General features: G+C 69.7%; 21 protein-coding genes. 20 read left to right on the top strand and 1 reads right to left on the bottom strand.

Annotated features, from left to right (window positions below; translation table 11 throughout):
* The first annotated feature begins 186 nt into the window (after positions 1-186).
* The 19 genes from rho to ACLJT4_RS00015 all read left to right on the top strand — a co-directional run bounded on the left by rho (position 187) and on the right by ACLJT4_RS00015 (position 19,575).
* Entirely contained in the window at positions 187-2,205 is a 2,019-nt protein-coding gene (gene rho, locus ACLJT4_RS00105; protein WP_411120422.1) for a transcription termination factor Rho, read from the top strand.
* 368 nt (positions 2,206-2,573) lie between these two features.
* Complete coding sequence (locus ACLJT4_RS00100) at positions 2,574-3,698, top strand: LCP family protein (protein WP_411120421.1); 1,125 nt, start codon at positions 2,574-2,576, stop codon at positions 3,696-3,698.
* Positions 3,699-3,850: 152 nt separating this feature from the next.
* Positions 3,851-4,075, top strand: a complete 225-nt coding sequence (gene rpmE / locus ACLJT4_RS00095; protein ID WP_275462943.1) for a 50S ribosomal protein L31 — start codon at positions 3,851-3,853, stop codon at positions 4,073-4,075.
* Between the two features lie 169 nt (positions 4,076-4,244).
* Positions 4,245-5,324, top strand: coding sequence for a peptide chain release factor 1 (prfA, locus tag ACLJT4_RS00090; RefSeq protein ID WP_411120420.1), 1,080 nt, complete (start codon positions 4,245-4,247; stop codon positions 5,322-5,324).
* 36 nt (positions 5,325-5,360) lie between these two features.
* Complete coding sequence (prmC, locus tag ACLJT4_RS00085) at positions 5,361-6,206, top strand: peptide chain release factor N(5)-glutamine methyltransferase (protein WP_016570917.1); 846 nt, start codon at positions 5,361-5,363, stop codon at positions 6,204-6,206.
* 82 nt (positions 6,207-6,288) lie between these two features.
* Positions 6,289-6,936, top strand: coding sequence for an L-threonylcarbamoyladenylate synthase (locus tag ACLJT4_RS00080; protein WP_016570918.1), 648 nt, complete (start codon positions 6,289-6,291; stop codon positions 6,934-6,936).
* On the top strand, positions 6,936-7,619 hold the full coding sequence (locus ACLJT4_RS00075) for a protein-tyrosine-phosphatase (protein ID WP_411120419.1): 684 nt from the start codon (positions 6,936-6,938) through the stop codon (positions 7,617-7,619). The genes ACLJT4_RS00080 and ACLJT4_RS00075 overlap by 1 nt, the downstream gene beginning before the upstream one ends.
* Before the next feature lie 234 nt (positions 7,620-7,853).
* Positions 7,854-9,242, top strand: coding sequence for a serine hydroxymethyltransferase (gene glyA, locus ACLJT4_RS00070; RefSeq protein ID WP_411120418.1), 1,389 nt, complete (start codon positions 7,854-7,856; stop codon positions 9,240-9,242).
* A gap of 144 nt (positions 9,243-9,386) precedes the next feature.
* Positions 9,387-10,739, top strand: a complete 1,353-nt coding sequence (locus ACLJT4_RS00065) for an MraY family glycosyltransferase (protein WP_411120417.1) — start codon at positions 9,387-9,389, stop codon at positions 10,737-10,739.
* Positions 10,740-11,027: 288 nt separating this feature from the next.
* Complete coding sequence (locus tag ACLJT4_RS00060) at positions 11,028-11,465, top strand: hypothetical protein (protein WP_016570922.1); 438 nt, start codon at positions 11,028-11,030, stop codon at positions 11,463-11,465.
* A gap of 273 nt (positions 11,466-11,738) precedes the next feature.
* Positions 11,739-12,533 carry a F0F1 ATP synthase subunit A gene (gene atpB / locus ACLJT4_RS00055; RefSeq protein ID WP_411121045.1) on the top strand — a complete coding sequence of 265 codons (795 nt, stop codon included), beginning with the start codon at positions 11,739-11,741 and terminating at the stop codon, positions 12,531-12,533.
* A gap of 76 nt (positions 12,534-12,609) precedes the next feature.
* The gene (gene atpE / locus ACLJT4_RS00050) at positions 12,610-12,879 is read left to right on the top strand and encodes an ATP synthase F0 subunit C (RefSeq protein ID WP_016570924.1); all 270 of its coding nucleotides are present in this window, start codon (positions 12,610-12,612) and stop codon (positions 12,877-12,879) included.
* A gap of 43 nt (positions 12,880-12,922) precedes the next feature.
* On the top strand, positions 12,923-13,489 hold the full coding sequence (locus ACLJT4_RS00045) for a F0F1 ATP synthase subunit B (protein WP_411120416.1): 567 nt from the start codon (positions 12,923-12,925) through the stop codon (positions 13,487-13,489).
* Positions 13,486-14,301 (top strand): F0F1 ATP synthase subunit delta, encoded by an 816-nt coding sequence (locus tag ACLJT4_RS00040; RefSeq protein WP_411120415.1) that lies wholly within the window; start codon positions 13,486-13,488, stop codon positions 14,299-14,301. The genes ACLJT4_RS00045 and ACLJT4_RS00040 overlap by 4 nt, the downstream gene beginning before the upstream one ends.
* 210 nt (positions 14,302-14,511) lie before the next feature.
* Positions 14,512-16,104, top strand: a complete 1,593-nt coding sequence (gene atpA / locus ACLJT4_RS00035) for a F0F1 ATP synthase subunit alpha (RefSeq protein ID WP_411120414.1) — start codon at positions 14,512-14,514, stop codon at positions 16,102-16,104.
* Between the two features lie 20 nt (positions 16,105-16,124).
* Positions 16,125-17,042 (top strand): F0F1 ATP synthase subunit gamma, encoded by a 918-nt coding sequence (locus ACLJT4_RS00030; protein WP_411120413.1) that lies wholly within the window; start codon positions 16,125-16,127, stop codon positions 17,040-17,042.
* A 5-nt stretch (positions 17,043-17,047) separates the two neighbouring features.
* A complete protein-coding gene (atpD, locus tag ACLJT4_RS00025) occupies positions 17,048-18,490 on the top strand; it encodes a F0F1 ATP synthase subunit beta (RefSeq protein WP_233656775.1) in 1,443 nt (480 codons plus the stop codon).
* Positions 18,491-18,595: 105 nt separating this feature from the next.
* The gene (locus ACLJT4_RS00020; RefSeq protein ID WP_275462935.1) at positions 18,596-18,979 is read left to right on the top strand and encodes a F0F1 ATP synthase subunit epsilon; all 384 of its coding nucleotides are present in this window, start codon (positions 18,596-18,598) and stop codon (positions 18,977-18,979) included.
* Between the two features lie 146 nt (positions 18,980-19,125).
* Positions 19,126-19,575, top strand: coding sequence for a DUF2550 domain-containing protein (locus ACLJT4_RS00015; protein WP_016577952.1), 450 nt, complete (start codon positions 19,126-19,128; stop codon positions 19,573-19,575).
* A 40-nt stretch (positions 19,576-19,615) separates the two neighbouring features.
* On the opposite strand, the gene ACLJT4_RS00010 is transcribed toward ACLJT4_RS00015, so the two are convergent.
* Complete coding sequence (locus ACLJT4_RS00010; RefSeq protein WP_411120412.1) at positions 19,616-20,830, bottom strand: cytochrome P450 family protein; 1,215 nt, start codon at positions 20,828-20,830, stop codon at positions 19,616-19,618.
* 728 nt (positions 20,831-21,558) lie between these two features.
* Between ACLJT4_RS00010 and ACLJT4_RS00005 the strand changes: the two genes are divergently transcribed.
* Positions 21,559-23,935 (top strand): type I polyketide synthase (locus tag ACLJT4_RS00005; protein ID WP_411120411.1); only part of this gene is annotated, 2,377 nt, incomplete at its 3' end.

Below are 23,935 nucleotides of genomic sequence, written 5' to 3'. Positions count from 1 at the left end.
TCCGGAATCGGCGTGTCGACAACAGTCAGACCCCAGATCTTCACGCCGGAGCCATGAATTGATCTTTCCGCCGTATCCGGCGGGACCACCGCCCCGGCCCGGTCCGTTAGACCAAGGACCCAGCCGGACAGCACAACCGGTCGCCGAGCCAGACAGGCCGACGCCCGCTCCAGGGAAGGACCCTTCGTGAGCGACACCACCGATCTGATGGGCGCGCGCACCGATGGCAGTGCCACCACGCCCGCCACGGACGCTCCCGCCGCGCCTGCCACCACGCGACGCCGCCGTTCCGGCACCGGCCTTGAGGGCATGGTCCTGGCCGAGCTGCAGCAGGTTGCCTCCGGCCTCGGTATCAAGGGCACCGCGCGGATGCGCAAGAGCCAGCTGATCGAGGTCATCAAGGAGCGCCAGGCCGCCGGCTCCGGGACCGCCGCCAAGGCCGACGCGCCCACCGACGCCGAGACCAAGCCCAAGCGCCGCACGACCTCCAAGGCCCGCACCGGCGAGGACGGTGCCGAGTCGGGCGCCAAGTCCGAGAAGGCCAAGTCCGCCAAGGCCACGGAGAAGGCGGGCGCCCAGCAGCAGATCGACATCCCGGGCCAGCCGGTCAGCGACGAGGCGCCGGCCGGTGAGCGTCGTCGCCGTCGGGCCACCGCCCCCGCGGGCAGCCCGGACGCCGACGTCCGCACCGACGCCAAGGCCGAGGCCGCCACCGCGGTCAAGACCGAGGCCCGTACCGACACCGCGACCGCTCCGCAGGAGAGCGGCGAGGGCCGGACCGCCAGGGGCGGCGACCGCCAGGAGCGCGGGGACCGTCAGGACCGCGGCCAGAAGGGCGAACGCGGTCGGCGCGACCGGGACCGCGACCGCGACCGCGGTGACCGTCGCAAGGGCGACGCGGGCGACGGCGGCGGCCAGGGCGGCAACCGCCAGCGGGACCGCCGGGAGGCCGACGAGGAGGACTTCGACGGCGGTCGGCGCGGTCGGCGCGGTCGTTACCGCGACCGTCGCGGGCGCCGTGGCCGCGAGGAGTTCGCCAACGAGCCGCAGGTGGCCGACGACGACGTACTGATCCCCGTCGCGGGCATCCTCGACATCCTCGACAACTACGCGTTCATCCGGACCTCCGGCTACCTGCCCGGTCCGAACGACGTGTACGTCTCGCTCGCCCAGGTCCGCAAGAACGGTCTGCGCAAGGGTGACCACGTCACCGGTGCGGTCCGTCAGCCCAAGGACGGCGAGCGGCGCGAGAAGTTCAACGCGCTGGTGCGCCTGGACAGCGTCAACAGCATGGCGCCCGAACAGGGCCGCCAGCGTGCGGAGTTCGGGAAGCTGACGCCCCTTTACCCGCAGGAGCGACTGCGCCTGGAGGGCGAGTCGGGCGGCCTGACGACCCGGATCATCGACCTGGTGACGCCGATCGGCAAGGGCCAGCGCGGTCTGATCGTGGCCCCGCCGAAGACCGGCAAGACCATGATCATGCAGGCGATCGCCAACTCGATCACCCGCAACAACCCCGAGTGCCACCTGATGGTCGTCCTCGTCGACGAGCGTCCGGAAGAGGTCACCGACATGCAGCGGTCGGTCAAGGGCGAGGTCATCTCCTCGACCTTCGACCGCCCGGCCGAGGACCACACCACCGTCGCCGAACTCGCCATCGAGCGCGCCAAGCGCCTGGTCGAGCTGGGCCACGACGTGGTCGTCCTGCTGGACTCCATCACCCGCCTGGGCCGCGCGTACAACCTCGCGGCGCCCGCCTCCGGCCGCATCCTGTCCGGTGGTGTCGACTCGACCGCGCTCTACCCGCCGAAGCGCTTCTTCGGTGCCGCGCGCAACATCGAGGACGGCGGTTCGCTGACCATCCTGGCCACCGCGCTGGTCGAGACCGGCTCGCGGATGGACGAGGTGATCTTCGAGGAGTTCAAGGGCACCGGCAACCTGGAGCTCAAGCTCGACCGCAAGCTCTCCGACAAGCGCATCTTCCCCGCGGTGGACGTCGACGCGTCCAGCACCCGCAAGGAGGAGATCCTGATGGGCAGCGACGAGCTGGCCATCGTCTGGAAGCTGCGCCGGGTGCTGCACGCCCTGGACCAGCAGCAGGCCATCGAGCTGCTGCTGGACAAGATGAAGCAGACGAAGTCCAACGCGGAGTTCCTGCTCCAGATCCAGAAGACGACGCCGACCACGGGCAACGGCAACGACTGACGCCCGCGGCCGCGCCGCACGCACGATCGGGCCCCCTCACCCCCCGGGTGAGGGGGCCCGGTGCGTTCCGCGCCGCCGCCGGGCGCCCGGGTGTGACCCGCGCCGCGCCGCGAGGTGCCCCGCTTGAGACCTTTCGCACAGATCCGTACCGCGTACGCAGTTTCCTCCGGACCGTCCACCGGGACGAAAGTCCTGGTGAGAGCCGCCCAGGTGGCCACCCGCAGCGGCCGGGCGGGGCGACTTTCTAAGAAGACGCTCATGACCCGCTGTGCAACCCTTCCGGACAGCCTCCCGTCTGACAGAGCACTCAACTGCGTGCGGCAGGGGGACGGCCACGAGCAGTCGACCGACGAAGGACTGAGGAACAGATGGCGCAGAGCGACGGGACCGAGCAGCAGGCCGGCGGCCGAGGCCGCTCCCTGCGTGCCACCGGCCAGCGGCGCAAGGCACCGAGCCGGCGCCACCGCGTCCTGACCCGCACGCTGTGCGCGCTGGTCGGTGTCGTCCTGCTCGGCGGCGCCGGGCTCGGGTACCTCTACTTCAAGTTCAACGGCAACCTCACGGGCGTCGACATCAACGCCGCCCTCGGCGCGAACCGTCCGAAGAACCCCGACAACGGCTCGATGGACATCCTCGTCATGGGGTCCGACTCCCGGGCCGGCAAGAACGCCTCCTACGGCAAGGACGAGGGCGGGGCGCGCTCCGACACCGCGATGGTGGTGCACGTCTACAAGGGCCACCAGAAGGCCAGCGTCGTCAGCATCCCGCGGGACACCCTGGTCACCCGGCCCGACTGCACCCAGGGCGGGCGGAACGTCCCCGGGCAGCAGCGGGCGATGTTCAACACGGCCTTCGAGGTCGGCGGCCCGGCCTGCGCCGTCAAGACCGTCGAGTCGATGAGCGGCATCCGCATGGACCACTTCGTCGAGGTCGACTTCACCGGCTTCAAGAAGCTCATCGACGCGCTGGGCGGGGTGGACATCACCACCACCAAGGCGATCGACGACAAGTACAGCCACCTCCACCTCCAGCCCGGCAAGCACACGCTCAACGGTGAGGACGCCCTCGGTCTGGTCCGCACCCGGCACGGCGTCCCCGGCGGCGACGGCAGCGACCTCGGTCGGATCCAGCTCCAGCAGACCTTCATCAAGGCGCTGATGAAGCAGGTCCGCAGCGTCGGGGTGCTCTCCAACCCGGCCAAGCTCTACGACATCGCCGACACCGCCACCAAGGCCGTCACCACCGACACCGACCTCAACTCGATCACCGCGCTGACCGGCCTGGCCAAGGAACTCGGCGGGATCTCGGCCGACCACATCGACATGGTGACGCTCCCGGTGACCTACGACCCGGTCAACCCCGACCGGGTGCTGCCGCTCACCACCCAGGGCCGCAAGGTCTGGGACGCGCTCCGCCACGACCAGGACATACCCAAGGCCGCCATCAAGGGCTCCGCGGGTGACAAGGGCGGCACGTCCAACTACGTGAAGTAGCCGTCGGCGCCCACGAGCCGCCCGGGAATAGCGGTGGCCGTACCCCGGTTTTGGGAGATACGGCCTGTCCTGGCAGACTGGACCGTCGGCCCCGGTTCACGTGACGCAATCCGCGCCACGACCCGGTGCACTCCCGAACCTAGGAGAATCCCTTGAAGCGCGACATCCACCCGGAGTACGTCGAGACCCAGGTCAGCTGCACCTGTGGCGCGTCGTTCACCACCCGTAGCACCGTTGCCGGCGGCGCCATCCGCGCCGACATCTGCTCCGAGTGCCACCCGTTCTACACGGGCAAGCAGAAGATCATGGACACGGGCGGCCGCGTGGCCCGCTTCGAGGCCCGCTTCGGCAAGTCCGCCCAGGCCGCCAAGAAGTAGCGACCCGCAAGGCGCCGGCCTCCGGTCGCCCCTGGACAAGGGGGACCGGACCGGCGTCTTTGTCGTCCGTACCCTCTGCCCTCCGGCCGAGGGGCCGGCCCGCCGCACCGCGGCAACGGGGCACAGTCACCCCGCGAAGCCACACCAGCAGTCAGCAGAGGAACACACGATGTTCGAGGCGGTCGAAGAACTTGTCGGCGAGCACGCCGACCTCGAAAAGCGGCTGGCCGACCCCGCGGTCCACGCGGACCAGCGCGAGGCCATGCGGCTCAACAAGCGCTACGCGGAGCTGACCCCGATCATCACCACGTACCGGGTCTGGAAGCAGACCGGCGAGGACATCGAGACCGCCCGCGAGCTCAGCCAGGACGACCCGGACTTCGCAGCCGAGGTCAAGGAGCTGGACGCCCACCGCGAGGAGCTCACCGAGAAGTTGCGGCTGCTGCTCGTCCCGCGCGACCCCAGCGACGACAAGGACGTCATCCTGGAGGTCAAGGCGGGGGAGGGCGGCGAGGAGTCGGCGCTGTTCGCCGGCGACCTGCTGCGGATGTACCTGCGGTACGCGGAGCGGGCCGGCTGGAAGACCGAGATCCTCGACGCCAACGAGTCCGACCTCGGCGGCTACAAGGACGTCCAGGTCGCGGTGAAGACCAAGGGCGGCGGCGGTGCCACCGAGCCGGGACAGGGCGTCTGGGCGCGGCTGAAGTACGAGGGCGGGGTGCACCGCGTCCAGCGGGTGCCCGCCACCGAGTCGCAGGGCCGGATCCACACCTCCGCGGCCGGCGTGCTGGTCACGCCGGAGGCCGAGGAGGTCGAGGTCGAGATCGTCGCCAACGACCTGCGGATCGACGTCTACCGCTCCTCGGGGCCGGGCGGCCAGTCGGTCAACACCACCGACTCCGCGGTCCGCATCACGCACCTGCCCACCGGCATCGTGGTCTCCTGCCAGAACGAGAAGAGCCAGCTCCAGAACAAGGAGCAGGCGATGCGCATCCTCCGCTCGCGGCTGCTGGCCGCGGCCCAGGAGGAGGCGGAGCGGGAAGCCTCGGACGCCCGGCGCAGCCAGGTGCGCACCGTCGACCGCTCGGAGCGCATCCGCACGTACAACTTCCCGGAGAACCGCATCTCGGACCACCGGGTGGGCTTCAAGGCGTACAACTTGGACCAGGTGCTCGACGGCGAGCTGGACCCGGTCATCCAGGCGTGCGTCGACGCCGACGCGGCGGCGAAGCTCGCCGCCGCACAGTAAGACTGCAAGACCCAGGACGGATCGGCTGGAGGACCAGTGAACCTGCTGCTCGCGGAGGTGGCCCAGGCCACCCAGCGGCTGGCCGACGCCGGCGTGCCCTCACCGCGCTTCGACGCGGAGGAGTTGGCCGCGCACGTGCACGGCGTCAAGCGCAGCCAGCTGCACACGGTCCCCGACGCGGACTTCGACGCCCGCTACTGGGAGGCCATCGCCCGCCGCGAGGCGCGCGAACCCCTCCAGCACATCACCGGCCGGGCGTTCTTCCGCTACCTCGAACTCGCCGTCGGGCCGGGGGTGTTCGTGCCCCGTCCGGAGACCGAATCGGTGGTCGGCTGGGCCATAGACGCGGTGCGCGCCATGGACGTCGTCGAACCCCTGATCGTCGACCTCTGCACCGGCTCCGGGGCGATCGCACTCGCCCTGGCGCAGGAGGTCCCGCGCTCGCGCGTGCACGCCGTGGAGCTCTCCGAGGAGGCGCTGGGGTACGCCCGCAAGAACGTCGAGGGGTCCCGCGTCGTTCTCCACCACGGCGACGCGCTCACCGCGCTTCCCGAACTGGACGGGCAGGTGGACCTGGTGATCTCCAACCCGCCGTACATCCCGCTCACCGAGTGGGAGTACGTCGCCCCCGAGGCGCGGGACCACGACCCGGAGCTGGCGCTGTTCTCCGGCGAGGACGGCCTGGACACCATCCGGGGCATCGAGCGGACCGCACACCGTCTGCTGCGGCCGGGCGGCGTGGTCGTCGTCGAGCACGCCGACACCCAGGGCGGTCAGGTGCCGTGGATCTTCAACGAGGAACTGGGCTGGGCGGACGCGGCCGACCACCCCGACCTCAACAAGCGGCCCCGCTTCGCCACTGCGCGTCGGGCGACGCCATGAACCGCTCCGCTCCGGCGCCGATGCACCCGATGCATCCGCAGTTTTCGTTCCGCGTAACCGTTCCGCACGAGGAGGACCGCTAATGGCACGGCGATACGACTGCAGCGACGCGACCGACCGCGCGACCGGCCTGCGTGAGGCCGCCTCGGCCGTCCGCCGCGGCGAGCTGGTCGTGCTGCCGACCGACACCGTCTACGGCATCGGCGCGGACGCCTTCAGCCCGGAGGCCGTCGGCGACCTGCTGGAGGCCAAGGGCCGCGGCCGGGGAATGCCCTCCCCGGTGCTGGTCGGGTCCCCCAACACCCTGCACGGCCTGGTCACCGAGTTCTCCGAACAGGCATGGGAGCTCGTCGACGCGTTCTGGCCGGGGGCGCTGACCCTCGTCGCCAAGCACCAGCCGTCGCTGACCTGGGACCTGGGCGAGACCCGCGGCACGGTCGCCGTGCGGATGCCGCTGCACCCGGTCGCGATCGAGCTGCTCAACGAGTTCGGTCCGATGGCGGTCTCCAGCGCCAACCTCACCGGTCACCCGTCACCGCAGGACTGCGACGCCGCCCAGGAGATGCTCGGCGACTCGGTCTCCGTCTACCTGGACGCCGGCCCGACGCCCGCCGCCGTGCCGTCGTCCATCGTGGACGTCACCGGCAAGGTGCCGGTGCTGCTGCGCGCGGGCGCGCTGAGCGCCGAGGAGCTGCGCAAGGTCGTCCCCGAGCTTGAGGTGGCGAATTGATGCCGCCCCCGGGGCGTGGCATAGCGGGACCAGGCGACGACTTCGGGTCCGTCCCGGCGGACCCCACGGCCTGTTTCCGCATCCTCCACGTCAGCACCGGCAACGTCTGCCGCTCGCCGATCACCGAACGGCTGCACCGGCACGCCCTGGAGGAGCGGCTCGGCGACATCCGCGGCTGCGGCCTCCTGGTGGAGAGCGCGGGCACCTGGGGCCACGAGGGCGCCCCCATGGAGACGCACGCCGCCACCGTGCTCGCCGACTACGGCGCGGACCCGGTCGGCTTCATCGGCCGCGAACTGCTCGACGAGCACGTCATCCGGGCCGACCTGGTGCTCACCGCCACCCGCGACCATCGGGCCCAGGTCATCTCGATGGGGCACTCCGCCGGGCTGCGGACCTTCACGCTGAAGGAGTTCAACCGCCTGGTTCGCGCCATAGATCCGGCCACCTTGCCGGCGCCCGACCCGGACCTGCCCGACGGCGGGCTGGTCGAGCGCGCCCGGGCCCTGGTCGGCGCGGCCGCCGCACTGCGCGGCTGGCTGCTCGCCCCCAACCCGGAGTCCGACGAGGTCTACGACCCCTACGGCGCCCCGATCACGTTCTTCCGCTCCATCGGTGACGAGATCAACCGCGCGCTCGATCCGGTGGTCACGGCGCTGACCGGCGTCCCGGCGCCGGCGTAACGCCCCGCGGAGCGCCGGGGACGGCCCCGCGCACCGCAACCCCAGGGAACGGCCCTGACGGCCCCTCTGCGGCCCGTGGGCCGGCTCCGGGACCCCGATGCCCCGCCCGCCGCGCCCGATCCCCCTGCCGCGCCTACATTGGGATTGGGCCCTGCCCGGGCGATGAGGGTTCGGACGGGCCCTGGGGGCACGAGACGACGTGCCCCTGGTCCCGTACGAGGCCCGGAGCCAGCGATGCCCGCCACCACCGCGTCATCCCGCCGTACGTCCTCCGCCGACCGCACCGCAGCCGCCGAGCCCCGCATGGCCGCGGCGGCCGAAACCGCACAGCAGCAGGCGACCACCGCCGCCCGCGACGACGTCACCCGACCGCCCGGCTCCCCGGACTTCGCGGCGCTGCTGCGGCAGGATCCGGAGATCGCCGGCGTGCTGCTCGCGGAGAGCGCCCGGCAGAGCGACGGGCTCCAGCTCATCGCCGCCGAGAACTTCGCCTCCCCCGCGGTCCTGGCCGCCCTCGGGTCGCCGTTGAGCAACAAGTACGCCGAGGGCTATCCCGGCGCCCGGCACCACGGCGGCTGCGAGATCGTCGACCTCGCCGAGCGGATCGCGGTGGAACGCGCGAAGGCCCTCTTCGGCGCCGAACACGCCAACGTCCAGCCGCACTCGGGATCGTCCGCGGTGCTGGCCGCCTACGCCGCCCTGCTGCGCCCCGGGGACACCGTCCTGGCGATGTCCCTGCCGCACGGCGGGCACCTCACGCACGGTTCGCCGGCCAACTTCTCCGGCCGGTGGTTCGACTTCGTGGGCTACGGCGTCGACGCGGCCACCGGGCTGCTGGACTACGACGCGATCCGCGCCCTGGCCCGCGAACGGCGGCCCAAGGCCCTGGTCTGCGGCTCGATCTCCTATCCGCGGCACATCGACTACGCGGAGTTCCGCGACATCGCCGACGAGACCGGCGCCTACCTGATCGCCGACGTGGCGCACCCGATGGGGCTGATCGCCGGACGGACGGCGCCCAGCCCGGTGCCGTACGCCGACGTGGTGTGCGCGACCACGCACAAGGTGCTGCGCGGGCCGCGCGGCGGGATGATCCTCTGCCGGGGGCGGTTGGCGGAGCGCATCGACCGTGCGGTGTTCCCGTTCACCCAGGGGGGCGCCCAGATGAACGCGGTCGCGGCGAAGGCGGTGGCGTTCGCGGAGGCCGCCCGGCCGGCCTTCCGGGCCTACGCCCATCAGGTCATCGCCAACGCCCGGGCGCTGGCGCAGGCACTGGCCGAACAGGGCCTGGTCCTCACCACGGGCGGCACCGACACCCACCTGATCACCGCGGACACCGGTCCGCTCGGCGTGGACGCGCGCACCGCCCGCGGCCGGCTGGCCGCCGCCGGCATCGTGCTGGACACCTGCGCGCTGCCGCGTGCCGGGGCGCCCGCGGCGGCCGGCCCCTGCCCGACCGGCATCCGACTGGGCACCGCCGCGGTGACGACGCAGGGGATGACCGAGGCCGAGATGCGCCGGATCGCCGAGCTGATCGGGGCGGCGCTGCGGGAGGACGGCGCGGTGCGGGCCGCGGTCGCCGGTCTGGTCGGTCGGTTCCCGCCGTATCCGGCGCAGGACTGAACGGCAGTCGTCCGGGTCCGGACGGGTTCGGGCGGGTTCCGGAACCGTTCGCGGGCAGGTCGGCGTCCTTGCTGGTGTTCCCCGTATTCACGGCCTGGGGTCGGACGCGCATAAGGTGTGGGGCTGTGATGGCCAGCTATCTCGATGGGGCAGCCCGTGCGTGAATACCTGCTGACGCTGTGCGTCACTGCCGCGGTGACCTACCTGCTGACCGGCCCGGTGCGGAAGTTCGCGATCGCGGCCGGAGCGGTGCCGGAGATCCGCGCCCGTGACGTGCACCGCGAGCCGACTCCACGGCTTGGCGGGATCGCGATGTTCGGCGGGTTGTGCGCGGGACTCCTGGTGGCCGCGCACCTGACCAACCTCAAGAGCGTCTTCGAGACCAACGAGCCGCGGGCGCTGCTGTCCGGCGCCGCGCTGATCTGGATCCTCGGCGTCCTGGACGACAAGTGGGGCGTGGACGCGCTGGTCAAGCTGGGCGGCCAGATGATCGCCGCCGGCGTGATGGTCCTCCAGGGCCTGACGATCCTCTACCTCCCGGTCCCCGGCATCGGCACCGTCGCGCTGACGCCGATGCAGGGCACGCTGCTGACCGTCGCGCTGGTCGTCATCACCATCAACGCGGTGAACTTCGTGGACGGCCTGGACGGTCTGGCGTCCGGCATGGTCTGCATCGCCGCGGCCGCGTTCTTCATGTACACGTACCGGCTCTGGTTCGGTTACGGCATCGAGGCGGCCGCGCCCGCCACGCTGTTCTCGGTCGTCCTGATGGGCATGTGCCTGGGCTTCCTGCCGCACAACATGCACCCCGCGCGGATCTTCATGGGCGACTCCGGCTCCATGCTGATCGGCCTGGTGATGGCGGCCGGTGCGGTCTCGCTGACCGGCCAGGTCGACCCGGACCTGCTCAACCAGAAGGCGGGCGGTCTGCGTGAGGCGACCCACGCGATGGTGCCGGTCTACATCCCGCTGCTGCTGCCGCTGACGATCATCGCGGTGCCGGTCGCGGACCTGATTCTGGCCATTGTGCGACGGACCTGGAAGGGCCAGTCGCCGTTCGCCGCGGACCGCGGGCACCTGCACCACCGACTGCTGGAGATCGGCCATTCCCACAGTCGTGCGGTGCTGATCATGTACTTCTGGTCGGCGCTGATCGCGTTCGGTGCGGTGGCGTACTCGGCGAACGACGCGAGCATGTGGATCGTCCTGGGGATCGTGCTGCTCAGCGCGGTCGGCCTGGTGCTGCTCCTGCTGCCGCGCTTCACCCCGCGGGCCCCGCTGTGGGCCCAGCGGCTGGTCCCGCCGCGCTACCGCAGGGTCGTCCGCGAGCCGCTGTCGGCGACCGCGGCGGCGGGGGAGGAGCCCGCTGACGGTGCGGTCGACGAGGCGGCCGGAGCGGAGCGTCGGACGCCGATTCCGGCCGGGATCCACGGGGCCACGGCCATCGGCGACCGTTCACGCTTCGTGGACCGCCGGAGGGCGGGGAGTCACCGTTGAGGCACCTCGTCGTCGCTCGAACGTGCCGTAAGAATCGGGATGGTTGACCCCATACCAGACAATCGACGGCCCGTCAGTGCACCTATGGGCGGCGTCACTCTCACGTGTGACAGGATCCACACGAACCAGGTAAAGACCTCATCAAATAGTTTGTGATACCGTTCACGAAACCCGGCGATAGAGCCGAAGGACCGTAGTGCGACGGTCCATTGGCCTCAGGTTCTTCCTCAGGCCGGGTCTACGCTCGTCCCTGACGACACCACCCCCACCCATTGCCGGAGCGCCACCATGCAGTCGAATGACGCCCGACTACTCCTCCACGCCGCTGTGCCCACCGTTGCCGCCGGCGCCATCGCCGTTGCCGTGAGCGGGGCGATCGCGGGTGCGACGGGAGCGATCGGCGCCGTCGTCGGCACCGTGCTGGTGGTGCTGGTGATGGGCGCAGGACTCATCGTCCTGCAGCAGACCGCGAAAAAGCTTCCGCAGTTGTTCCAGATGATGGGGCTGCTGCTGTACACCGTGCAGATCCTGTTCGTGGCGGTGTTCCTCATCGCCTTCAAGGACACAAACCTCTTCGACACCAAGGCATTTGCGCTCACTCTGCTCGCTGCCACCCTCGTGTGGATCGCCGCTCAGACGCGCGGTCACATGAAGGCGAAGATTCTGTACGTGGACCCCGACTCCGCGGAGGGCAAGAAGGCGGAGACGGCGGGGTCGCCGACGTGACACGTAGGGCCGAGATAAATGGCCTCAGGCGGGCCTGCTATCGTCCGGTGCCAACTGCGGCGCTGATGGCGCAGGCGGCTGAGCTCCCGGAGTCCACGCGTAGGAACGGGAAGTTCTCGCGGCCGATGCCCAGGTCCGGCCTTGTGTCGACCAGCCGCCCCCTAATCCGTAACACCAGTCCAGTGCCGCTCCGTGGTTCAACGCCGCGCCGACACAACGAGGTTGCCGTACCCATGCGCCACGCTGAAGGAGCTCGCGGTGAGTGCTGAAACGATGCTCGCCTTCGAGACCGATTGCCACATCTTTTCCGGGTGCGGCTTTGATGCCCCCGGGCTTCATAACTTCGTCTTCGAGCCGCTCTTCACCATCGGCGGCTTCGAGTTCAACAAGCCGATGCTGCTGGCTCTGCTCAGCACGGTCGTTGTTGTGTGGTTCTTCTGGGCTGCATTCGGCCGGGCGAAGGTCGTGCCCGGAAAGCTCCAGTTGATCGGCGAGGCGGGTTATGACTTCGTGCGCCGAGGTCTCGTCTACGACGCGCTGGGCAAGAAGGAGGGGGAGAAGTACGTCCCCTTCATGGTCTCGCTGTTCTTCTTCGTCTGGATCATGAACATCTGGTCGATCATCCCCGTCGCCGCCTTCCCGGTGACATCGGTGATCGCCTTCCCGGCGGGTCTCGCGGGGATCGTCTACATCCTGTGGGTCTTCCTCACCTTCAAGAAGCACGGCTTCGTCGGCGCCCTCAAGAACTTCACCGGCTACGACAAGTCGCTCGGCTGGGTCCTGCCGCTGCTCATGATCATCGAGCTCTTCTCGAACCTGATCATCCGGCCGTTCACCCACGCGGTGCGTCTCTTCGCGAACATGTTCGCGGGCCACCTGCTGATCCTGATGTTCACCATCGCCAGCTGGTACCTGCTGAACGGGGTCGGCTTCGTCTACGCCGGTGCCTCGTTCATCATGACCCTCCTGATGACGGTCTTCGAGCTGTTCATCCAGGCCGTCCAGGCGTACGTCTTCGTCCTTCTGGCCTGCAACTACGTCCAGGGCGCGCTCGCCGAGCACCACTGAGCACCCCGCCTCCCACCCCAATAGCTGTCCGGTGGCCAACCCCCACCGGTACGTGAAACGAGAAGGAAGTAACGGCATGTCCGCTGCTCTCGAGATGGTCAACCACCTCGCCGCCGCCGGCGACTCCGCGAAGACCACGGTCGTCGGCAACGTCGCCGCCATCGGTTACGGCCTCGCGGCCATCGGCCCCGGCGTCGGCGTCGGCATCATCTTCGGTAACGGCACCCAGGCCCTGGCCCGCCAGCCCGAGGCCGCCGGCCTGATCCGCACCAACCAGATCATGGGCTTCGCCTTCTGTGAGGCGCTCGCCCTGATCGGCATCGTCATGGGCTTCGTCTACAAGTAAACCGAAGCCGCATCGACTACCCATCCAGACGGAAGGCACTGATGTGAACGCCCTGGTCAACTTGGCGGTGGAGGTTCCTGAGAACCCCCTCGTCCCGCCGATTCCAGAGCTGGTCATCGGCCTGATCGCTTTCTTCATCGTCTTCGGCTTCCTCGCCAAGAAGCTCCTCCCGAACATCAACAAGGTTCTGGACGAGCGTCGGGCGCAGATCGAAGGCCGGATCGAGGATGCCGAGGCGACTCAGGCCGAGGCCCAGCAGGTTCTCGCGGACTACCGGGCCCAGCTCGCCGACGCTCGTCACGAGGCCGCGCGCCTGCGCCAGGAGGCGCAGGAGCAGGGCGCGACGCTCATCGCCGAGATGCGCGCCGAGGGCCAGCGGCAGCGTGAGGAGATCATCGCCGCCGGTCACGCCCAGATCGAGGCGGACCGCAAGGCGGCTGCGCAGTCGCTGCGCCAGGACGTGGGCACCCTCGCCACCGAACTGGCCGGCAAGCTCGTCGGCGAGTCCCTTGAGGACCACGCCCGGCAGAGCCGGACCATCGACCGCTTCCTCGACGAGCTCGAGGCGAAGGCGGCGTCGGACGCGACGAAGGCTGAGGCCGGCCGATGAATGGAGCGAGCCGCGAGGCACTCTCCTCCGCACGCGAGCAGTTCAACGCGCTGACGGACCACGCGTCCGTCGACGCGGCGAAGCTCGCCGAGGAGCTGGCTGCCGTCACCGCTCTGCTCGACCGTGAGGTGTCGTTGCGCCGGGTCCTCACCGACCCGGCGCAGCCCGGCGAGGCGCGGGCCGAGCTGGCCCGCCGGCTGCTCGGCGGACAGGTCGGCGAGGCCACCCTCGACCTGTTCACCGGCATGGTCCGGGACCGCTGGTCGCGTTCGCGCAACCTGTCGGACGCGGTCGAGGAGCTGGCCCACAGCGCCGACCTCGTCGCGGCCCAGCGGGCCGACCGACTGGACGACGTCGAGGACGAGCTGTTCCGGTTCGGCCGGATCATCGCGTCCAACGGTGAGCTCCGCCGTGCGCTGACCGACCAGAAGGCGACGGCGTCCGCCAAGACGGAACTGCTGCACTCGCTGCTGGGCGGCCGGGCCAATCCGGTCACCGAGCGGCTGGTCATCCGTCTTGTCGCGCAGCCGCGGGGCCGTAGCCTGGAGGCGGGGCTCGACGCCCTCTCCAAGCTGGCGGCGGCCCGCCGCGACCGGATGGTCGCGGTGGTCACCTCCGCGGTGCCGCTCAGCGACGGACAGCGGCAGCGCCTCGGCGCCGCACTGGCCCAGCTGTACGGCCGGCAGATCCACCTGAACGTCGACGTGGACCCCGAGGTCCTCGGTGGTGTGCAGGTCCGGATCGGCGACGAGGTCATCAACGGGACCATCGTGGAGCGCCTCGACGAGGTGTCTCGGCGGATGGCCGGCTGACCCAGCCACCAACTCAAGAGCTGCACACCCGGCGGCCGCACCCCGGACCCGCCGGACCGACAGGTCCGGCCGTGGTCCGGACGACGCTCCGGGAGAACAGCACAAGCACGACGGCGGCCCGAGTTGGGCCGTAAGCGGAAGACGCCGGGGGACGAGCCCCCGGACAGCCGCAAGTAACTTCGGGCCCAACAAGGAGAGCAGGGAACCCAGATGGCGGAGCTCACGATCCGGCCGGAGGAGATCCGGGACGCGCTGGAGAACTTCGTCCAGGCGTACAAGCCGGACGCGGCCTCGCGCGAAGAGGTCGGCACGGTCAGCGATGCCGGTGACGGCATCGCGCACGTCGAGGGCCTGCCCTCGGCGATGGCGAACGAACTGCTGAAGTTCGAGGACGGCACGCTCGGTCTTGCGCTGAACCTGGAAGAGCGCGAGATCGGTGCGGTCATCCTCGGTGAGTTCAGCGGCATCGAGCAGGGCCAGCCGGTGCAGCGCACCGGTGAGGTGCTCTCGGTCGCCGTGGGCGAGGGCTACCTCGGCCGCGTCGTCGACCCGCTGGGCAACCCGATCGACGGCCTCGGCGAGATCGAGACCGAGGGCCGTCGTGCCCTGGAACTGCAGGCCCCCACGGTCATGCAGCGCAAGTCCGTCCACGAGCCGATGGCCACCGGCTACAAGGGCGTCGACGCCATGACGCCGATCGGCCGCGGCCAGCGTCAGCTGATCATCGGTGACCGCCAGACCGGCAAGACCGCCCTGGCCGTCGACACGATCATCAACCAGCGCGACAACTGGCGCTCCGGCGACCCGAAGAAGCAGGTCCGCTGCATCTACGTCGCCATCGGCCAGAAGGGCTCCACCATCGCGTCGGTCCGCCGCGCGCTGGAGGAGAACGGTGCGCTGGAGTACACCACCATCGTCGCCGCCCCGGCGTCCGACCCGGCGGGCTTCAAGTACCTGGCCCCGTACACCGGCTCGGCCATCGGTCAGCACTGGATGTACCAGGGCAAGCACGTCCTGATCGTCTTCGACGACCTCTCGAAGCAGGCCGACGCCTACCGCGCCGTGTCCCTGCTGCTGCGCCGCCCGCCGGGCCGTGAGGCCTACCCGGGTGACGTCTTCTACCTGCACTCGCGTCTGCTGGAGCGCTGCGCCAAGCTCTCCGACGAGATGGGCGCCGGCTCGATGACCGGTCTGCCGATCGTCGAGACCAAGGCGAACGACGTGTCGGCGTTCATTCCGACCAACGTCATCTCCATCACCGACGGCCAGTGCTTCCTGGAGTCGGACCTCTTCAACGCGAACCAGCGTCCGGCGCTCAACGTCGGTATCTCGGTCTCCCGCGTCGGTGGTTCCGCGCAGCACAAGGCCATGCGCCAGGTCTCCGGCCGGCTCCGCGTGGACCTCGCCCAGTACCGCGAGCTGGAGGCGTTCGCCGCCTTCGGTTCCGACCTGGACGCGGCCTCCAAGGCGCAGCTGGAGCGCGGCAAGCGCATGACCGAGCTGCTCAAGCAGGCCCAGTACGCCCCGTACTCGGTCGAGGACCAGGTCGTCTCCATCTGGGCCGGCACCAACGGCAAGATGGACGACGTCCCGGTCGAGGACATCCGCCGCTTCGAGCGGGAGCTCCTCGACTACCTCCACCGGGAGAAGAAGGACCTCCTGACCAGCATCCGCGAGGGCGCGAAGATGTCGGACGACACCATCGGTGCGGTGTCCGAGACCATCGACGGCTTCAAGCGGCAGTTCGAGACCTCGGACGGCAAGCTGCTCGGCGAGGACACCCCGGCCGGCACCGGCAAGTGACGACGGAAGGGACCTGATCCATGGGAGCCAAGCTCCGGGTCTACAAGCGTCGCATCCGTTCCGTCACCGCGACCAAGAAGATCACCAAGGCGATGGAGATGATCGCCGCCTCGCGCGTCGTCAAGGCGCAGCGCCAGGTGGCGGCATCGACGCCGTACGCGAGTGAACTGACCCGCGCGGTGACGGCGGTTGCCACGGGCTCGAACACCCAGCACCCGCTGACGACCGAGGCGAACAAGCCGGCCCGCGCCGCGCTGTTGCTCATCACGAGCGACCGCGGCCTGGCCGGTGGCTACTCCTCCAACGTCATCAAGGCCGCGGACCTGCTCACCGAGCGGCTCAAGGCCGAGGGCAAGGAGGTCGACGTCTACATCGTCGGCCGCAAGGGCGTGTCGTACTACAACTTCCGCGAGCGCAAGGTCGTGGAGGCGTGGACCGGCTTCACCGACAGCCCGACGTATGCGGACGCGAAGACGGTCGCGGCACCGCTCATCACGGCCGTCCAGCAGGACACCGCCGAGGGCGGCGTGGACGAACTCCACATCGTCTACACCGAGTTCGTCTCGATGATGACGCAGACGGCGATCGACAACCGTCTGCTGCCGCTCAGCCTCGACAAGACGGCGGAGTCGGAGGACGCGCCCAAGGGCGAGGTCCTCCCGCTGTTCGACTTCGAGCCGTCGGCCGAGGACGTCCTGGACGCCCTGCTGCCGCGGTACGTCGAGTCGCGGATCTACAACGCGCTCCTGCAGGCCGCCGCCTCCAAGCACGCCGCCACGCGGCGCGCGATGAAGTCGGCGACCGACAACGCAGAAGAGATCATCAAGTCGCTCTCGCGGCTTGCCAACGCGGCCCGCCAGGCCGAAATCACCCAGGAAATCAGCGAGATCGTCGGCGGCAGTGCCGCACTGGCCGACGCGACCGCGGGGAGTGACTGACAACTATGACCACCACTGTTGAGACGGCCGCTGCCACGGGCCGCGTCGCCCGGGTCATCGGCCCGGTCGTCGACGTGGAGTTCCCCGTCGACGCGATGCCGGAGATCTACAACGCGCTGCACGTCCAGGTCGACGACCCGGCCAACCCGGGCGAGAAGCGGACGCTGACCCTGGAGGTCGCGCAGCACCTCGGCGAGGGCCAGGTCCGTGCGATCTCCATGCAGCCCACCGACGGTCTGGTCCGCCAGGCCCCGGTGGTCGACACCGGTGCGGGCATCACCGTCCCGGTCGGCGACATCACCCAGGGCAAGGTGTTCAACACCCTCGGCGAGATCCTGAACGACCCGGAGGCCGCTTCGCAGGTCACCGAGCGTTGGGCGATCCACCGCAAGGCCCCGGCGTTCGACCAGCTCGAGTCGAAGACCGAGATGTTCGAGACCGGCCTGAAGGTCGTCGACCTGCTGACCCCGTACGTCAAGGGCGGCAAGATCGGTCTGTTCGGTGGTGCCGGTGTCGGCAAGACCGTTCTGATCCAGGAAATGATCATGCGTGTGGCGAAGCTGCACGAGGGCGTCTCCGTGTTCGCCGGTGTCGGCGAGCGCACCCGTGAGGGCAACGACCTCATGGACGAGATGGAGGAGGCCGGCGTTCTCGACAAGACCGCGCTGGTCTTCGGTCAGATGGACGAGCCCCCGGGCACCCGTCTGCGCGTGGCCCTGGCCGGTCTGACCATGGCGGAGTACTTCCGCGATGTGAAGAAGCAGGACGTGTTGTTCTTCATCGACAACATCTTCCGCTTCACCCAGGCCGGTTCCGAGGTCTCGACCCTGCTGGGTCGCATGCCCTCGGCCGTGGGTTACCAGCCGAACCTGGCCGACGAGATGGGCATCCTGCAGGAGCGCATCACCTCGACCCGTGGTCACTCGATCACCTCGATGCAGGCGATCTACGTCCCCGCGGACGACCTGACCGACCCCGCGCCGGCCACCACCTTCGCGCACCTGGACGCCACCACCGTTCTGTCGCGTCCGATCTCGGAGAAGGGCATCTACCCGGCGGTCGACCCGCTGGACTCGACGTCCCGCATCCTGGACCCGCGGTACATCGCGCAGGAGCACTACGACACCGCCTCGCGCGTGAAGTCGATCCTGCAGAAGTACAAGGACCTCCAGGACATCATCGCGATCCTCGGCATCGACGAACTCGGCGAGGAGGACAAGCTCATCGTCCACCGCGCCCGTCGCATCGAGCGCTTCCTGTCGCAGAACACCCACGCTGCCAAGCAGTTCACGGGTGTCGACGGCTCGGACGTCTCGCTCGACGAGTCGATCACCGCGTTCAACGCGATCGCCGACGGTGAGTACGACCACTTCCCCGAGCAGGCCTTCTTCATGTGCGGCGGCATCGACGACCTGAAGAAGAACGCCAAGGAGCTGGGCGTCTCCTGACCCCACCGGTCCCGGAGGCGGCCCTGGCCGCCTCCGGCCCGTACGACCACTAGTATTTGACCCAACACCTGCCACACCAGGCAGGTGGAGACCCGAGGAGCCATCGTGGCTGAGCTGCACGTCGAGTTGGTCGCCGCGGACCGTCAGGTCTGGTCCGGCGAGGCCAGCCTGGTCGTCGCGCGCACCCCGTCGGGCGACATCGGCGTCATGCCCGGACACCAGCCGCTGCTCGGCGTGCTGCAGTCGGGCCCGGTGACGATTCGTACGACCGGTGAGAGCGGGGACGGCACCGTCGTCGCCGCAGTGCACGGCGGCTTCATCTCGTTCGCCGACAACAAGCTGTCCCTGCTCGCAGAGGTGGCCGAGCTGTCGGACGAGATCGATGTCCAGCGCGCGGAGCGGGCTCTGGAGCGAGCGAAGTCGGCGGCCGACGCGGCCGCCGAGCGTCGCGCCGACGTCCGGCTGCGTGCGGTGACGGGCGTTCACTGAGCCCCGTCACCGACGAGATCGATCCTCAGCCGCGGGCTGCCCGGAGTTCCGGAGCGGTCCGCGGCTGAGGCAATGCAGGTGCGTTTCCCTACCCCCGGACTCCACCCGGGGGTTACCCCCACAGCGAAGCGAGGAGGTCGGTCGAGATGGTCCTCGCTCTGCTTGTGAGCGGCATCGTCGTGGTACTGGTGCTGCTGGGCCTGTTCGTCTTCGGATTGCGGCGCAGGCTCATCCAGAAGTCCGGGGGGACGTTCGACTGCAGCCTCCGGTGGAACGTGCCGGAGGAGAGCGGCGACCCCAGCGGCAAGGGCTGGATCTACGGGGTCGCCCGCTACAACGGTGACCGGGTGGAGTGGTTCCGGGTCTTCTCGTACGCGCCGCGCCCGCGGCGACTGCTGGAGCGGGCCTCCATCGAGGTGGTCCAGCGGCGCACCCCGCAGGGCGAGGAGGAACTCGCGCTGCTCTCCGACGCCATCGTGCTCACCTGCCGGCACCGCGGGACGCGGCTGGAGCTGGCGATGAGCGAGGACGCGCTGACCGGTTTCCTGGCGTGGCTGGAGGCGGCGCCGCCCGGGCAACGGGTGAACGTGGCCTGAGCGGCGCCGACGCGCCGGCCGGTGCCGGCGGGCGGACGCACTACACGATGACCGGCAGCTTCTCCAGGCCGTGGATGATGGTGCTGAAGCGGTAGGTCAGCTCGTCGAGGGCGAGCGCCGGCTTGATGTCCGGGAACCGCGCCAGGAGACGCCCGAGGGCGATCTCCCCCTCCATCCGGGCCAGGGGAGCGCCGAGGCAGAAGTGCGCGCCGTGGCCGAAGCCGAGGTGACCGCCCGCGGGACGGGTGACGTCCAGGCGGTCGGGGTCCGCGAAGCGGCCGGCGTCGCGGTTGGCGGCCAGCAGGGAGACCACGACCAGTTCGCCGGCGGGGATGGTCACGCCGCTGAAGGTGACGGGTTCCGCGGTGGAGCGGAACGTGGCCGTGTTGATCGGCCCGTCGTAGCGCAGGAACTCCTCGATCGCACCGGGCAGTAGTGCAGGGTCGGCCCGCAGGGCGGCGAGCTGGTCGGGGTGGCGCAGCAGCGCGAGGACGGAGTTCCCGATGAGGTTGACGGTGGACTCGTTGCCGGCGACCAGCAGCAGCAACGCCATCGAGATCAGCTCTTCCTCGCTGAGCCGGTCCTCTTCGTCCCGGACCTGCACGAGGCCCGAGAGCAGGTCGTCGGCCGGGCGGGCGCGCTTCTCGGCGAGGAGCGCGCCGAGGAAGGCGAACATCTTCTGGCCGGCCTGGGCGGTCTCGGCGGCGTCCGCCGAGGAGAGCAGTGCGTTGGACCAGTCGGTGAAGACGCCGCGGTCCTCGGGCGGCACGCCCAGCAGGTCGCAGATGACGATGATGGGGAGCGGGAGCGCGAAGGAGGCGAGGAGGTCCACCTCGATGCCCCGCGGCAGGGCGTCGAGCAGCTCGTCGGTGACCTCTTCGATGCGGGACCGCATCGCGGCGACCGTGCGCCGGGTGAAGGCGCGGTTGACGAGCCGGCGGAGCCGGGTGTGGTCCGGCGGGTCGGTGTTCAGGAGGTTGCCGGACAGCTCGTCGACCCAGCTCTCCCGGGCCTCCTGGCTCACCAGGTGATTGCGCAGGACGCCGTCCACGTCGGACTTGTCGGAGCGCAGCCGTGGGTCCGAGAGCGCGGCGCGGACGTCGTCGTAGCGGGTGAGCAGCCAGACCGCTAATCCCTGGGGCAGAACCACCTTCTGCACCGGCGCCTCGTCGCGCATCTTCGCGTACAGGGCGTGCGGATCGCGCAGGCTCTCGGCCGTGAAGGCGTCGGCGTGGGGCAGGGAGCTGTTGCTCATGATGCCTCCGTGAAGAGTCGGACGGCCCGGAGGGCCGGAACGCAGGCCGTCAGCCCGGCGGTCGTGCACCGTCGGAGGGATGCACACCGCATCGTGGCAGCGCGCGTGCGGTGGGGTGACGGGACCTGGGAACGGGCTCCCCGGCGGTGCAGCCCGGTCGGAACATACGGCGGCGGTGTGCTGTGCAATGGCTGGGTATTGCAAACGCAATGGAGTGAGGGCGTCGGGCCTGCTCACCGTACGGCTATGGATCATAGGGCATGGATTCGGCCGCGGAAAGAGGTCGATCAACTTCCTTTACTTGCGGGAGAGTTGGGTCGGTCGGCGAGGTTCGGCCGGGGTGTGGTGAGGCGGTCGGGATCGTCTCGGCGGGGGACTGAGGGGGTAACTGGCCTGGGGTTTTCGTCAGGCCGCGGATGCCCCGGGCGAGGGGGCGGCGCCGGCTGAACGGGTCGGTGGGCCCCCGGGGTTCGGCCGTTCGGCCCTTGTGCGAAACGCCCTCGCGTGGTCAGGATCGCGCCGCATCCGGCGGGGGCCGGCACGGTCGGCGTGGCGTGGTGACGTCAGAGCGTTCATGTGATCGGAAAGTCCTGGCGCAACGGCGGAATCGATGTATAGGCTGCCCGAGCCGGGGTGTTGACCATCCTCCGTGCCTTCGTAGTGCACCACATCGCCAAAGACTTTCAGCTTGAACGAGCTCGTGTGCCAGCGAAAATGGGGGATAGCAGGTGGCTGTGTCGTTCGTGCCAGAAGAAGAGTCCGAGCAGACCCCGGACGTCGCAATCGTCGGTATGGTGGGTAGCTTCCCCGGAGCCACCAGCGTCGGGGAACTCTGGGACCTTCTGCGCACCGGGCGTGAGGGATTAACCCACTTCACCGAAGAGGAACTCCTGGCGCACGGGCGGAAATCCGACCTGGTCGCCGATCCGCGCTATGTGCGCTCCCACGGCGTCATACCAGACGTCGACCTCTTCGACACGGCCTTCTTCGAGTTCACCCCCGCCGAGGCCGAGATCATCGACCCTCAGCAGCGGCTTTTCCTGCAACATTGCCATGCCGCACTAGAGGACGCGGGGTACGACCCGTCCCGTTTCCCAGGACTCATCAGCGTGTATGCCGGCGCGGCCATCAACACGTACCTCCAGAACAACGTCCTGCCGAACGTGGACCAGACCACGACGTCCAACCACTTCGCCGTCATGGTCGGCAACGACAAGGACTACCTGGCGACCCGGGTCGCGTACAAACTGGACCTCAAGGGCGCCGGTTACACCGTGCAGACCGCCTGCTCCACCTCGCTGGTGGCCATCCACCTCGCCTGCCAGGGACTGGTCAACGGCGAGTGCGACATGGCGCTGGCCGGCGGGGTGACCGTCAAGCTTCCGCAGGAGAAGGGGTACCTGTACGAAGAGGGCGCCATCCTGTCCAAGGACGGCCACGTACGGGTCTTCGACGCCGGCGCCAGCGGGACGGTGCTGGGCAACGGGGTGGGCGTCGTGGTGCTCAAGCTGCTGCGCGACGCGCTCGCCGACGGCGACACCGTGCATGCGGTGATCAAGGGCACGGCGACCAACAACGACGGCTCGCTGAAGGTCAGTTACGCCGCGCCGGGCAAGGACGGGCAGGCCGCGGTCATCGCCGAGGCGCACGCCGTCTCCGGAATCGACCCCGAGACGATCGGTTACGTCGAGGCGCACGGCACCGGGACCCGCTTGGGCGACCCGGTCGAGGTTTCCGCACTCAGTCAGGCATTCCGTGCGGCCACCGACCGAAAGGGCTTCTGCGGCATCGGCTCGGTAAAGTCCAATCTTGGACATCTTGATGCCGCCGCGGGCGTCACCGGAGTCATCAAGACCGCGCTCATGCTGCGCCACAAGGCGCTGGCCCCCACCATCAACTTCGATCGTCCCAACCCGGAAATCGACTTCGCGAACAGCCCGTTCCGGGTGGTCGACGAGTTCCGTCCCTGGGAAAGCGACGGCATTCCGCGCCGGGCCGGGGTCAGTTCGTTCGGCATCGGTGGCACGAATGCCCACGCGATCCTCGAAGAGGCACCGGAAGGCGTTTCCGCCGACCCGGGAGCGCCGGAGCAGATACTCGTCCTGTCGGCGAAGACCGCCACCGCCCTCGACGCGATGACCAGGAATGTGGCGGGCCACCTGCGGGCCCATCCGGACCTTTCCGCGGCCGATGTGGCCTTTACGTTGGCGGTCGGTCGGCAGCAGTATCCGCACCGCCGCGCGGTGCTCTCCCACGGCGATGCAGGAGCTGCCGCGGAAGCCCTGGAAGCGGCTTTGCAGAAGGATTCCGGGGCGGCCGGGAATTCCGCGCCGAAGCCGGTGCGCACGGCAATTCCGCTGCATTTCGTCTTCCGGGGCGAGCTGGCCGATGCGGAGGCCCTCGCCGCCGAAATTTGCGCAAGTGAAGAATCGTTCAAGAGGTACTACCAGGCCGCTCGGCGGGCCGGGGCGGGCAAGCGGGGCGCGGCCGGTACGGGCTTCGCGGTGCAGTACGCCCTCGGCCGGGTGTGGCTGGAGCGGGGCCTGGTGCCCGCCGTCGCGTACGGGCAGGGGCCGGGTGGGTTGGCCGCGGCGTGCGTGGCGGGTTCGCTCACGCTCAAGGACGCGATGGCACTGCTGGACCAGGGCCCGGGCGCCGTGGACGCGTTCGTGCAGGGGCCCCCGGAGGGACGCCCCGAGGGTCGGCGCAGGCCGCGGTTCGCGGTGAAGTCGCTTGCTGTGGAAGGGCGTTCGGCGGACGACGGTGCCGCGGTGGTGCTGGAGGCGAGCGCGGAGGCGCCGCTGGAGACCGTGCGTCGGGTGTGGCTGGCCGGCGGCACCGTCGACTGGTCCGGGCACTTCGCCGACCAGCGACGCCGGCGGATCTCCCTGCCCACCTACCCCTTCGAGGGCCGGCGCGTCTGGATGGACGAGCCCGTGCGCGCGGCCGAGTCGGCCGAGGGGGCAAGTGCGCCTGCTGTCGGTGCTGTTGCGGGTGGGTTGCATCCGTTGGTGGATGCGAATGTGTCGTCGTTGTTTGAGCAGCGGTATGTGGCCAGGCGGGATGGGGGTGAGTTTTATCTGGCTGATCATGTGGTGTTTGGGC

It is taken from the genome of Streptomyces sp. x-19 (assembly GCF_046549115.1).
GTDB lineage: Bacteria > Actinomycetota > Actinomycetes > Streptomycetales > Streptomycetaceae > Streptomyces > Streptomyces albulus_C.
This window is presented reverse-complemented; position numbering and strand designations above follow the sequence as displayed.

Excerpts from the sequence above, each read along its gene's own strand:
- ACLJT4_RS00100 (WP_411120421.1), top strand. The coding sequence starts at position 2,574 with ATGGCGCAGAGCGACGGGACCGAGCAGCAGGCCGGCGGCCGAGGCCGC.
- prfA (WP_411120420.1), top strand. The coding sequence starts at position 4,245 with ATGTTCGAGGCGGTCGAAGAACTTGTCGGCGAGCACGCCGACCTCGAA.
- ACLJT4_RS00080 (WP_016570918.1), top strand. The coding sequence starts at position 6,289 with ATGGCACGGCGATACGACTGCAGCGACGCGACCGACCGCGCGACCGGC.
- ACLJT4_RS00075 (WP_411120419.1), top strand. The coding sequence starts at position 6,936 with ATGCCGCCCCCGGGGCGTGGCATAGCGGGACCAGGCGACGACTTCGGG.
- glyA (WP_411120418.1), top strand. The coding sequence starts at position 7,854 with ATGCCCGCCACCACCGCGTCATCCCGCCGTACGTCCTCCGCCGACCGC.
- ACLJT4_RS00065 (WP_411120417.1), top strand. The coding sequence starts at position 9,387 with ATGGGGCAGCCCGTGCGTGAATACCTGCTGACGCTGTGCGTCACTGCC.
- ACLJT4_RS00060 (WP_016570922.1), top strand. The coding sequence starts at position 11,028 with ATGCAGTCGAATGACGCCCGACTACTCCTCCACGCCGCTGTGCCCACC.
- atpB (WP_411121045.1), top strand. The coding sequence starts at position 11,739 with ATGCTCGCCTTCGAGACCGATTGCCACATCTTTTCCGGGTGCGGCTTT.
- atpE (WP_016570924.1), top strand. The coding sequence starts at position 12,610 with ATGTCCGCTGCTCTCGAGATGGTCAACCACCTCGCCGCCGCCGGCGAC.
- ACLJT4_RS00040 (WP_411120415.1), top strand. The coding sequence starts at position 13,486 with ATGAATGGAGCGAGCCGCGAGGCACTCTCCTCCGCACGCGAGCAGTTC.
- atpA (WP_411120414.1), top strand. The coding sequence starts at position 14,512 with ATGGCGGAGCTCACGATCCGGCCGGAGGAGATCCGGGACGCGCTGGAG.
- ACLJT4_RS00030 (WP_411120413.1), top strand. The coding sequence starts at position 16,125 with ATGGGAGCCAAGCTCCGGGTCTACAAGCGTCGCATCCGTTCCGTCACC.
- atpD (WP_233656775.1), top strand. The coding sequence starts at position 17,048 with ATGACCACCACTGTTGAGACGGCCGCTGCCACGGGCCGCGTCGCCCGG.
- ACLJT4_RS00015 (WP_016577952.1), top strand. The coding sequence starts at position 19,126 with ATGGTCCTCGCTCTGCTTGTGAGCGGCATCGTCGTGGTACTGGTGCTG.
- ACLJT4_RS00010 (WP_411120412.1), bottom strand. The coding sequence starts at position 20,830 with ATGAGCAACAGCTCCCTGCCCCACGCCGACGCCTTCACGGCCGAGAGC.